The 12,463-nt window shown below is 35.8% G+C and carries 15 protein-coding genes; all 15 read right to left on the bottom strand.

All coding sequences use genetic code 11. The features are described from left to right. Positions 1-10: 10 nt before the first annotated feature. Positions 11-265, bottom strand: coding sequence for an EsaB/YukD family protein (locus BUB77_RS15555; RefSeq protein WP_073277536.1), 255 nt, complete (start codon positions 263-265; stop codon positions 11-13). A gap of 44 nt (positions 266-309) precedes the next feature. Then, complete coding sequence (locus BUB77_RS15560; RefSeq protein ID WP_073277538.1) at positions 310-1,365, bottom strand: AAA family ATPase; 1,056 nt, start codon at positions 1,363-1,365, stop codon at positions 310-312. A gap of 64 nt (positions 1,366-1,429) precedes the next feature. Continuing rightward, positions 1,430-2,116 (bottom strand): DUF6382 domain-containing protein, encoded by a 687-nt coding sequence (locus BUB77_RS15565; protein WP_073277540.1) that lies wholly within the window; start codon positions 2,114-2,116, stop codon positions 1,430-1,432. A 76-nt stretch (positions 2,117-2,192) separates the two neighbouring features. Further along, the gene (locus BUB77_RS15570) at positions 2,193-2,498 is read right to left on the bottom strand and encodes a hypothetical protein (protein ID WP_073277542.1); all 306 of its coding nucleotides are present in this window, start codon (positions 2,496-2,498) and stop codon (positions 2,193-2,195) included. Further along, positions 2,458-3,555, bottom strand: a complete 1,098-nt coding sequence (locus BUB77_RS15575) for a GGDEF domain-containing protein (RefSeq protein WP_073277544.1) — start codon at positions 3,553-3,555, stop codon at positions 2,458-2,460. The genes BUB77_RS15570 and BUB77_RS15575 overlap by 41 nt, the downstream gene beginning before the upstream one ends. A gap of 56 nt (positions 3,556-3,611) precedes the next feature. Further along, positions 3,612-3,896 (bottom strand): hypothetical protein, encoded by a 285-nt coding sequence (locus BUB77_RS15580; RefSeq protein ID WP_073277546.1) that lies wholly within the window; start codon positions 3,894-3,896, stop codon positions 3,612-3,614. Positions 3,897-4,002: 106 nt separating this feature from the next. After that, a complete protein-coding gene (locus tag BUB77_RS15585; protein WP_073277548.1) occupies positions 4,003-5,064 on the bottom strand; it encodes a hypothetical protein in 1,062 nt (353 codons plus the stop codon). 27 nt (positions 5,065-5,091) lie between these two features. Further along, on the bottom strand, positions 5,092-6,420 hold the full coding sequence (locus tag BUB77_RS15590; RefSeq protein WP_073277549.1) for a hypothetical protein: 1,329 nt from the start codon (positions 6,418-6,420) through the stop codon (positions 5,092-5,094). A 21-nt stretch (positions 6,421-6,441) separates the two neighbouring features. Beyond that, positions 6,442-6,906 (bottom strand): hypothetical protein, encoded by a 465-nt coding sequence (locus BUB77_RS15595; protein ID WP_139241199.1) that lies wholly within the window; start codon positions 6,904-6,906, stop codon positions 6,442-6,444. 75 nt (positions 6,907-6,981) lie between these two features. After that, positions 6,982-7,440: a hypothetical protein gene (locus tag BUB77_RS15600; protein ID WP_073277553.1), complete on the bottom strand. Its 459-nt coding sequence runs from the start codon at positions 7,438-7,440 to the stop codon at positions 6,982-6,984. A gap of 16 nt (positions 7,441-7,456) precedes the next feature. After that, complete coding sequence (locus BUB77_RS15605; RefSeq protein ID WP_073277555.1) at positions 7,457-8,119, bottom strand: InlB B-repeat-containing protein; 663 nt, start codon at positions 8,117-8,119, stop codon at positions 7,457-7,459. A 12-nt stretch (positions 8,120-8,131) separates the two neighbouring features. Beyond that, entirely contained in the window at positions 8,132-8,590 is a 459-nt protein-coding gene (locus tag BUB77_RS15610) for a hypothetical protein (protein WP_073277557.1), read from the bottom strand. A 27-nt stretch (positions 8,591-8,617) separates the two neighbouring features. Beyond that, on the bottom strand, positions 8,618-9,139 hold the full coding sequence (locus BUB77_RS15615; protein WP_073277559.1) for a hypothetical protein: 522 nt from the start codon (positions 9,137-9,139) through the stop codon (positions 8,618-8,620). Between the two features lie 353 nt (positions 9,140-9,492). After that, positions 9,493-10,152, bottom strand: a complete 660-nt coding sequence (locus BUB77_RS15620) for a hypothetical protein (protein WP_073277561.1) — start codon at positions 10,150-10,152, stop codon at positions 9,493-9,495. 217 nt (positions 10,153-10,369) lie between these two features. Beyond that, on the bottom strand, positions 10,370-12,439 hold the full coding sequence (locus tag BUB77_RS15625) for a hypothetical protein (protein WP_073277563.1): 2,070 nt from the start codon (positions 12,437-12,439) through the stop codon (positions 10,370-10,372). Between the last annotated feature and the right edge of the window lie 24 nt (positions 12,440-12,463).

Raw genomic sequence — 12,463 nt, forward strand, 5'->3', positions numbered from 1 at the left:
AATATCTCTCCTATTCCGTAATATTAATTGTTGTCCCATTTCTTACTCCATACTCTGTAATACTTTTATTTCCTTTTAAAAATGCAATCGGATTTTCTGTTTTTAAAAAACATTTCGACAGATCGCTCGTGTCCAGCCCCAGTTGAAATCCTTCGTTTAAGCCAATGATCAATTCATTCACTGTAATATCCGAAGGAATATCAATGTCAACCTTTAAGGACCTTTTATGTATATACAGAATAGCTATAATTCTATCACTGGTCATAGCAGTCACCTTTCACAATGGAATAAAAAAAGCTTCAATAGGTATCAGATAAACATGAGTGCAAGTTTCTGAACATTCCGGTCATTTGACAGATATCCAATTTCCTGATTACTGCTGTCTGTCCGGTAATCTATATATTCACTGATTTTAAATGACTGGGTATCACGTTCATCCATCAGATGGTTTTCCCTATTACTTTGGTATTTATTACACACAAAGACAAATCTTTCATTGTCAGAGCAATCAATATTTCTTAACAGGCACTCTAATTTATGCACTGCTTTTTTTTCCTGTCCGGTAATAATAATCGTATGGTCTGCCGCACCCATCAGCCTTGACACATCTTCTGTAAAATCACTGATCCCGTCAACAATGATATAATCATAGTCTTTGGTTGCTTTTATACAATTCAACAGGTTAATATAGTCTTCCCCTTTGACATTCAGGGAGGGAAGGGATAGGTGAAAGGGCGGCAATATATCAAACCCTTTTGTGACTATTTTTGATTTCACTATGTCATAGATATACTCATTTTTTTCTATCATCATCTTTTCAATACCGCTTTCCATGGCAGGCAAATCGCCAATGACACTTCCAAAGGTCTGCAGACTATCCATTCCAATAAACAAGGCCTTCTTGTGATACTTTACGATTGCCTCGCACAGCGCGGCAGAAACCGTGGTTTTACCGATTCCCCCAATTGGAGAGTACAACATAAGTATCTTTGTTTCTTCAGTATTATTGAAAGAAACTGATTTTGTGGAAGATTTGTTGATCACTTCATTATAAATCTCTTTGACACTTGTATATTTATATATCCGGTTCATTTCCGAATCCCCAGTCTTGCCATCGGAAACAACCTGTTCTGTTAACAGGAAGGTATTTCCGATATTATGCCGTTCCAGTTCCGCATCATACAATTCTTCATTGATAACAAGAATATCTATTTTTTGAGGTGTGGAAAAGAAATCCTTTAAATAATCCGGATCAGTAATTACGATAAGATCTGCCTTATCCTCCAATTCATCAATAAATTTCCGTTCCAGCGGCAACAGATATTTCTCATCCTTATCAGCCAGCAGTATCTTTATATTTGCCATGTGATAACCCCTTTCCCTATGCAGTCAAACAAGATAGAATTCCGTTTCTTTGCCCGACGCTCCATTATTTTTTTCTTCCAAATAAAAACCGTTTTTTCATGCCCGCAAATTTATCGTTACTTCCCATTCCTTTTAGTCCCTTATTCCCATTTTTTTTCTTACCGACCCGCTGATTCAGGCTCGCATAATCCTTAAGCTGCAAATCCTTCAAGGATGCATGGACATCCTCCAATGTAAAATCCGAATCCATCATATTCTCATAAATGGCGTTAATATAAGGATTTTGTTCATTATAAGCCTTTAATATAACGGATAAATTTATTTTCAGCTCCTTTTCAAAGATTCTGTAGCTAACATTATCTGCCTCAAAATAGATGGGCAAATAAATAAGATTTACACTTAAATTCTCACAGTCTATGAAAATCTGGTCCGGTGAGACCAGTATATTTTCACATTGCATAAATCCGTTGTTTTTTACAAGGATAATGGAATCCAGGAAATTAATCAGTATACTTAGAATTACATCCAGCTTCAGGCTAAACATGAGAGTTTCCAATGTCTTAAATTTTGATATGTCATAAATCAGCTTGTCCTTTCCGTTATGGCTGACCTTCGTACACTTGATAAATCCGTTTTTCTCCTGCCCCAATAAGACCTTATAGCCTACGGAAAAAAATAATTCCGGGGCTTCTAAAATATAAGCATGATTTTGACTGTCCTTGATTTCAACTACTTTATCCGTGAAGTTCATCCTAATTGCCTCCGTTTTATTTCCGCTGTACATATTGATATATCCATTATCCTATAGCGCGCCGGCATTTTGCCTTTCAGGTCTCGGCTTTGATTTTCTTTAACCTCGTATGTTTCATAATGATGCGGTTCAATTCCTTTTCTGCCTTTTGCTCTTCTTTGGTTTCAGGTCCGCCCGGATTGGATAATATCCATAAAATGAAAGCATAAAATTTCGGAATATTTGTTTTCATTACTTCAATTTCTTCCATTGTGGGGTAATATCTAAGGGCAGAGAATTCGATATCATCCACTATTGAAAATAAGTCATTCATTTTTTCATGAGTGATGGTAACATAATTTTTATCTTTCATAATCCCGATACTTTCTTCTAAAGTCTTCAAATTTATCCTCCCATTCCTTTATATGTTCCTGGTAAATCGTAGTCTGGTTTTTCCCATGCTGTTTTGAATAAAATAATGCCTGATCGCATTTTTCTATTAATTCCTGGGGCATTGCACCTCTTTTGTTATTTTCAATAAGTCCAATGCTGATTGAAATAGGTTTTTTTGTTCTGGCCCATTCAATGTTATGTTCATATGTCTTTTCCTGAAAATTCTTTCTGATTTTTTCCGCAATTTTAAAAGCATCATCTTCTGTTGTTCTGGGAAAAACCACAGCTATATCTTCACCATTAAAACGAAATGCTATATCCTGGTCACGGCACGCTTTTTTTATGGTCTTCACCAGTGTTTTTAATACATAAAGTCCGAAAGGCTGTCCATATGTATCCTTCACATATTTAAAATTATCGATATTTATGATAGCGATACAAAAGGGGGCCATTAGCTGCACCTTTTCCGCTACCGTTTCATAGAAGGTACTGCTGTTATATAATCCGGTCATCCCATCCCTTTTCGATTTATCCATAAAAAAGTCTGATTTCGCACTGATTGACAGGGTTTCTTCCGTATACGTCTTTATAGTCAGTAAAAACTGTATCAGCACAACTATAAATAATATGAAATTTGTCAGAAAATTAGATTGAAAGGGAGTAATAAATATCGAGACTATAAGTATTAAAATCATAAATACTACTGTTATGACACTTTCTAATTTAACTATTTCAATATCCTTTTTTAAGGCTAAAACGAAAATTGGAATTATCAGAAATATGGATGACGGTAAAAAATTATGATATATAATAGCATCCATAACAAAATATAGCGTTATAATGGATAAGTTTATAATTAATCTTGTGTTATCCGTAATTTCATCTATGTAAATAAAACTATTTCTGCTAAACCAAAAAATTAATTTAACAGCGATTGGCAAGGCTGCAAATGCTATACTTAAGATGCTTATATTAAATAAAAACGTTATAACACTGAATAGAATTGACATTATTAAATTAATAACCATTAATTTATTTAAAAAATCATAAAATTTATCATCTTCCATTCTAAACTCCCTTACTGCTCTGAAATATTATGAAATGCTAAAAAACAAATTTGTTTTTAAATTTTAACAAACAATAATGCAACATAAATTAATATTAAAACAAAAATTATAATTACTGCCGTTATGACAGGCTTTAGATTTAATGGTGTCTTTTTCTTCCCTCTCTCATCAAACATCTCCGTAATCTTAATTCCTGAGGGTTCATGACTTTTAAAATATTTCAGCAGCCATATTATCGTAATTATAATGACAGCAATAACAAAATACCCATAAAACAGCCTTACAACAATTATCAGATTATGTAAGTTGAAATCATTTTTTAAGTTTTGTATATCATGCATTTTTTGTTGTGTCCTCCTCTTTCGAATTCTATATATTTAATATGACAGAAAGCAGCGGAAATAAGGGTATAGAGTTGAGTTACCCGTAAGAAAATTCTATTGTAAGCTATTGCGTGATATAGGATGTATCTATCTTGTTGAAAATGCAATTATAATCAGGCTTAAATCCTGCCAAAGCGGCTTCTTCCACACTGTTATAGACAGCAACTGCCTTAAGCTTTACACGATAGCTGTCTGCGATCTGGGATTCATAACAATACTTCTTCTGGTTTAATTCATTAAGATATCCGATAACACGTACTTTTTTAATTACCTTTAACCCCGAAATCTGAGCATTTCTAATTTTAGCCTGGCCGGAAAAATCCACATCCTTCATTATTAAAATAAAGCTTGGGCTGTCAATTTTATTTAGACCGCTGGATGTCTGCTCAGAAGGAATATACAGGGTATAATCTTTGTCACTTCTTAATTCTGCTATGGCATCAATGTTATGGGTAATGGCATTGGTTATTCTTGTATTGATAGCTCTGGAAACTGTTTCACTATTCAGGGAGATACTCGCAGCAGGAACTCCGGCTTCCTTCGGACTTGTTTTAATACTGCCAAGCTCCGCATAGGAGGTTCCGTTTGTTATGCCTAAGTTATTCGCATTCACTTTGATCCATTTTTCAGAGCCCAGACGTACTGCTATTTCAGAAGCCAGCTTATCATTGTCATCATATGTCATAATGGTGTAGGGTAATTTGGGAGACCAGTTAAATTCAAAGGTATTACTGTGTGCTTCACCTGTTTCATTGACTTCTGACATAAGCGTTATGTAATAACCGTCATTTGTAGCCAATAACCCGGTAGCAATGCTGTCTTCAATATATTTCAGATTATCATTACATATGGACATATCATAGTTTAAGCACATCATCTCTTCAAAAGCAGGCAGGCACAAACTGGGACTGAGTGTTGTCTGATTCATATCCTGATAAGCTAATTCACTGTTAACACTTGCCAGGGAATAGTGAAAGGCCATATCTCCTGAATATTCTATGGCTTTTGATAATCTATCCGTATCATACTCTGTGGTAGCTGTCTCCAGTTGTATATAAAAGGTCGTGAGCATAATAATAAGACAGCATAAGGCTACAAAATTAAATACCATAAGCCAGTTTTTCAAGACCTACACCTCCTTTATCTGCACTTGTTATTTAATTTTAAATTTTATGATTTTTTTATTTCCTGCCCTATCCGATACACTTAAGGTATAAGCTCCTTTTCCAGACACTTTAGCTCCGTTCCTGATTGCTTTATTATTTAATAAAGCAGACTTTATACCGGATAATCCATCACTGAATTTTAATGTGACTGCTGATTGATATATCTTTCCGTTTTTAACCCCTGAAACAGCCGGGGCCATTTTATCAATGTTGGATATCTTAACGGCATACAAGGAGTAGTTCCCCATATAATCCAATATCCGGAAGGTATAGGTACCATTAGCTGTAACCGAATAAGCATTGTCAGTTAATGATTTCGTAGTCTCACTCTGATAAGTAGACCATGTATAATAGTCCGTTATCCTGGCCTTGGAGACCTTTCCTTTTGTTACAAGAATTTCTGTATATTCAAAGGGCACCTTTAAATGAATTCTTACGTTTCCTTTCGTATAATAACTTGTACTGACAGCTGCTTTCACTACATAAGGTATCTTTTTAACTACCAATGAGGTAATAGTTGTAGTGCCTTTCATAGTTATATAGTAAACACCGGGCTCCAATACTTTTGTTATCGTATTATACTGTGCTCCCTGGGAATTGTAGGCTTGTTCAACAATATTGGCATCCATTGAATTTTTTAATACACAGGCCGAACCATATAAATTGATATCCTTTAATTCCAAAAAATTAAAATTAATCGTTACAATGCTTTTTTCATTCAATTCGAACTTGTAATAATCGATAGGAGCCGTAATACTGAGAAATCCGGTTTCCATCTTGTTAAATGTTATTAAATTGGAAGAATCCTTGGAGGAGTTATAAATCCTTTCCGTGCTGTTTGCATATTGACCGACCAAGCAGGCTCCAACTGTTGTAAAAATATAAGAGCTGCTATTATAGCTGTTGTTTGCTTTTATGGTATAGTTAAAATAATAGGTACCGGTATCCAGTAATATCACCTGATAGTTTTTAGAGGAAGATAAGGTCACCTGGGAGCCAACCAGATCTATCCCCTTGATATCCCGGGAAAACCAAATAACCGGACTGTTTGCTTCTGACGAATTCCAGTTCAAATATGCCTTTATGATAGTCGGTTCTTTTATGACAACCATACCAACTCCGGATGTTCCGGTTAAGGCCGTAAATTGGTCTGTTTGAGGATATTGTAAATTATCCACAGATGAGGTGTAATTAATCGGCATTTCCAAATAAGGTGAAATATATGCCTCCACCCTCGTTTTAGGACCTGTTGCAAATATCATTAGAAAGCTGAAGCAAACTGCTAAAATACATATTCTGAAATTAATTTTTTTCATACCGTACCCTCCGATTCACTTTTAGTGCACCATCTTAGCCATTGTCAAGGAATAATGTTCATCCTCAATTCCAAGAAAGATATTTAATATTTTTTGATATGCCGATTCTGATTTTTCCTTTAATTTTATCTGTACGACATCTCTTTGATTTAATAAACTGATATTATCAGCTGAAATATATGTTATATTTACAGTTCCATCACTTTCACGTGTTGCAGTCTTTACAAGCCGGTTGACCTGAACATCTAAAACCATGCCATAAGATGATACTTTCATATAAAATTCATTTAAGTCATCATTCGTTACGGACTTTTTATCCGTTACTACATCTAAAAAGTAGGTTACTTCATTTAATAACTGCCTTCTATTCTCCATCTCTGTAACACAATAGGAGTTAACCAATGGAGCCAATATGAGCATGAAAAAAACTAATATCAGGGAAATTATTCTCGATAAAAAACCATTCATTCTATTCTGATACTCCAAGACAGAGTATCTTCCTCCTCTGCTCTGCTAATTAGAATAACTTTCAGAAAATCCAAGACATACAAATGCCAGGCACTAATTAGTTACTGCAAAGTTGTAGTAGGCATTAGCCGTTTTACCATTGCTGTCAGTTTCATATTCATAGGTGACCAAATATCTTGTATCTTTTTGGTCATTTTGAATGGCGCCTGCCATATATTGCCCATACATGGACAAATTCTCTTTATAGGTATAATTAATATCAAACTGGGTGTCATGAATTTTCAGACTCTTCGGAGCCGGCATATTGGAATCCTGAATCTGGGTAACAAGCATAAGTTCCGCCTTTGACAAGCTTGCGTCATAAGAACCGTACTCTGTCAATACATATGCATTGTTTTTTATTGTTGTGTTTTTATCCTGCATATACGTTTCATTGTAACCATATGCCCTTCGGTTTGTTTCAAAGGTGGAAGCGACACCTGTAACAATACAGAGTGCCAGAACAAGCATTAGTATTCCTAAATCCAACACTTCCATAGCTTCTTTATCCATTTGTATTCACACTCCTTTACTGGGTCCATACGGCATATAAGATGAACTCTCCAAAAAGCAGAAGGTTCTTTACTTTTTGCCCCTCAGTGTAAGTAACATTTCCTCCCTTTGTTATAGACCAGCCTGCAAAATTATATCCCTGCTTGTAAAAAGCATTTTTGGTTAAGGCTTCTCCTAAGACCGAACTGCTATTCGAATTATCATAAACAAACTCCTGGTTTGCCATATTCCCGCTGCCGCCATTTGCATCAAATTTAATCGTATAAGAATAGGGATAAATTTTTAAGTGGTATTGGCCAAGCATTTCATCATATTCCGTAATTAGCTTCACCTTTCCCTGTAAATGCTCCAGCAGGCAAGGAGTGTCGCTTACCGTTTCATATTTACCATGGGCATTGTCGCAGATATAGCACGTTATGTCATGAATTTCATTGGAATTATATTGTATTAGTGAATACACGGAAGCTGCCGGCAATATAGCATAATCGTAGGATAAGGATTTCAGGTTAGCATTGTCCGTCTCTATTTCAGCATCCGACATATTATCATAGACCTTGTTTCCCATTCCTTTCCCGACCTGAACTCCATATATTACATAGACAAGCAATATCGAAATGAACCCCATCATAACACCTATTTTAATAACATCAATGCCTTCATAACCTAACCCCCTCTGCATGTTTGCCCTCCTTTAGTAGGCTTTGAACCTGTATATTTTTCTCAGCTTGCTTTTATCTATGGTAACCAGGAAATTATCATATATATTATCCTTCATCACATGATTTACCAGGTAATCCTGAGTCCACAAAATAGTTGGAAATTCTACGGTTCCGGGATTTTTCAGATAGCTGAGATACAGTTCATTTGTTATGGGATATATCTTTTCATTGATGGTTATGTAGTAATCATACTTGTTGTCGTATTTCAGTATAAATTCAACAATATCATTACCGGAAACCCTCTCTCCATGTTCAAATAAATAATCCGCAGCTTCATTCCGCAGCAATTCACCCTGATTAGTAATCATCGCTTCCCGATTATACAAATGTCTGGCGGTTATTGAAAGAAAAAACAGGATTACACAGAAAATTCCCATGGCAGCCATATTGACTGCCATCCTGATAACATCTTGCAGCTCTTCACTTCTCATAAATAGTACCTTTCCGGCAGAGCATTATTAATATCTGATAAAAGCAATCCCTGTAACAGTTCCGGAGGAATAGTTATTATAATAGGAAGGATCCGTAACATCACTTCCATTGTAAATCAGGTAAGGATGAAACAGGGCGCTTAAATCAACTCCTTTTGCCGTAGATGTCAGCACTTCCAGGGAATAGTTCGACGGATTTTGCTCGGCATCCCCTGTGGTTAAATGAATCGGTACTCCCGTACTGTTTGGCTTGTCAACATAAATCTCAATACTGCCGTCTCTATAGTTTCTAATTGCTTCCAGAACATCATCGGCATAAAGACATTCACTTTTATAATTGGCCGCCTCTGTTTTGGGTGAAAATCCAGTTTCATATTTTCCAAATTCTCTATATTGCCGGACCTGATGTGCCGTTGCTGTCTTATTGTTCTTTACCTCTGCAAAGTCTTTTTTTATTCCCACGAAATTAACGACAAAAACCAGAAAGATTGCTACCGTCAAAAACTCAACACCGATAGTAATCATCTCTTCCAGTGTTTCCCTTGTCATTTTAACCTCTTTCCAGAAAATCCAATTTCCATTTAGATATTTTTTAATCCATAGTTAAATAACAGCTTTTTTTTTCAAACTAATCCCCATGCATATCCCGAACTTGCTTGGGATACTGCTTAAATAGGAATTTGAAAAATGCAACGTTTTTTCAAACTAACTGCCATGCCTTCCCAGCACGCTGCAAGATTAGGCCGAAGATTTCGCAGGCACTTGTGTAAAAATTGCTTTTTAATATTCACACAAACTCCTTTCGCAAATACCAAATCCTTCTGATTTTAACACCAGATTTTAAAAAACGAGCTGGGAAATGCCAGACTTCCCAACCCATCTTTTCGTTTGTACACCTTGTATTAGTTAGATGATGTCTGAACAAATACAACACCGCAGGTAGAGCCGGTAGAGTCTTTAATTAATGTAGACATATACTTGGCACCGGTGGGAATAAATTCTGCCGTACCTTGTTTTCTCATATTGGAAACCTGGTTATAATACTGAATGGAACCATTGTCCATTACAAACGTATCCTGTGTAACGAATGCACCATTGTCCATTTTAAGTGAATTAGGATCTTTCAATACTGCATTATAATTTACGCCCCAATATTTCACAAAAGGATTTCCTTTACTGTTAACTGCAGTCAAACCCTCCAGATAAATTTGCCTAATAGCATCTTTGCCAGGTGTTCCTGTTGTATCTAATTCAGGACACTGCCCAATAGTACCTTCATTATCAATCATACTTCTTGTTGTAACAACAATTGCAAAAGGTTTACCCTCAAAATTAGAGTAAGCAGCTTTTACCTTTGTTCCCAGAACCGTTTGCTGGTCATAATCCTCAAACTCCGACTGCTCAACCGTATTCAGCTGAGTGGTAACCTTATCGGCACCTGAATTTGTAATAGATTTACCAACTGTAAAAATTGTAAGACCGATTACCAAAACAAAGCCAAAGGCAAATAACGCCGTTCCAAGTTTCGATAGGTCTATACTTTCGTCTCCCATTCCTGCCATTTTATCATCATTCCTTTCCTCTTGTTTTTGATTGGATCTCCAGTTATTGTTTTGGGAAAACAATAACGCAATCCGTTATTTTTAAAACCTTTTTGTTTTGTTTGTGTTTCTATTATTAATATGATAGAGTTTTTTTTAAACCATATTTATTCCATTGCTTTTTAAACTCCATTTTATAGAAAGGGGTAACGGATATCCTGCCCGGCAGTCCCGCCTTTTAAATATCCTGGAGCTCATTAATACCGGACATCATCTCTGTAAATCCCATGTACATAAGAGGAAATACAAAGAGCAGTATAAGTGTCATCATAAATGGTACCTTAGCCCGTTGTCCGCATTTATTGCGGCGCTTGTCAATATTGTTCTTCAAAACTTCATCACGGGTATTACAGATATGCTCTCTGTTTTGTATTAAGTCCACAAAGGCTTCCTCCAGGGATAATTCATCAACTGTCATTTTCATTTTTTCTATGAAACGTTTGAAATCCGGAATCGGAGTTTTTTCAATCATATTGCTTAATTCCGCAATGGGATTGGAGGCATAGCCCTGGTAGCCGTAAGTCAGCATATCCTTGTGTATCGTTGAAACCTGGGTCAGATGTTCCAGGGCTTCCATCGTATCACAGTTCATTGACATAAGAATGGTCATAATCGTCTGCAGCTGTAAGAACTCCTCCTCCTCTTCCTCTTTTAAAAAGCTGCTGCGCTTCTTAAGATTTAAGTTAGGTAAAAAGAATCCGGCAGCAGCAATGACAAAGGAAATATCGATGTAATACCAATAAAAATGTACCTTCTGCAGCCAGTCATATTTCTTTGCAAGTCTTGTTTTCTGATCTTCTACCTGCAGATCATTGATAGTCGGCATCGTTCCCCGTATTAATTTTGTCAGTTCCTCCTGCCCGGATTCCAGCAAGCTTCCCTGCATGCGGTCAAAGTCAAACTTGCCCTTATTTCTTAATCCTATATAAGTCAGGTCCATGTCATACAGCTCTTTTTTTGTATAAATGGGCTTACCGTTCTTATCCTTGTAATCTTTTTCATCGGATATCATGGATAAGGAGCCGGTGTAATGAAGCATATAGTTCCTTCCGGCAATGGTAGCACTTAAAAACAGCATAATACCAAAAGCGAAGACAGCCATTGCATACAAAAGCTTTTCAACATACAATTCTTCGATGGATTTTTTTGAAAAGGCATTTTCAAGTTTTTGTTTTAAAAGCCGCCTTTTTCTGTTTTTAGGTGTTATATTTTTTACAAAATGAAAAATAAATTTGTTTTTTAATAAATTAAAAATAAACAATATTCTATCGTCTTCTTTTACTACATGCATGCTGTTTGCCTTGGATATATAGTCATAGCAATAGATACAGGCAACAATAATTAATATTCTTATTACATATCCTGCCATTCCTTCTATAATAATAGAGGTACCGGGCATATATTTTAAAAGGAACCATTGGACAAAGGGTATACAGGGAATTGGTATCAAAGTCAGATATTCAAGCTTACCGAATTTCATAAATTGATAATCCTGCCTTTCCAGCTCCTGGTTTATATCCTTGTTCATAATTAACAAGGTACTAATAAAGGTAGAATTACCTTCCGCATCATAGCCATCACCGGTATTATTGATTGAATAGCAGACATATGCCAAGGTTTGAACGGGTTTGAATGGAGTAGACTCGAAAAATTCCTTGAGTTTTAATTCTCCGTTGGTTGAAATCAGCACTCCATGGATTCTTTCCATTATTTTAGCTATTCTGTTCCCATAGCTTGCAGTCTCCAGGGATTCCACAACATCATTGCATCTCATATATTCAAGGCGGATGGATTCCATTGCGTATTTCAATTGCGTATAAACAATGTAATTAATACGCTCCATACGCTTTTCCAGCATTGTTGTAATTAATATGTACGCTAATATACCGCATAGCACCACACTTGCTATATCACTGAATATAAGCAATGCCACCGAAATGGTCCCAGCAACACTGGCCATGGTAGCCGTCAAATATTTGGAAATTATTTCTTTTACTTCATTTTTACTATAAACAGACATGGAAGACAGCTTTTTTGTCATAACCCGTATATACGTTTTTAATATAGGAAATTTTTTATATTCTTCGTACAAGCAGCAATAAAATGCTTCTTGTTTTGTTTGTTTCTTATAATTTACTTTTTGTTTCGATAATTTTAAAACAAGTGCCCCTGCGACAGTTGATATAACAAAAATCACCGCTCCAACAATCATAACAGGAGAACGAAATATCTCAATTAAATATTCCATTGTATTATTTGCCTCCTATTGCAC

Source organism: Anaerocolumna jejuensis DSM 15929 (assembly GCF_900142215.1).
In the GTDB taxonomy this organism is placed as follows: Bacteria; Bacillota; Clostridia; order Lachnospirales; family Lachnospiraceae; genus Anaerocolumna; species Anaerocolumna jejuensis.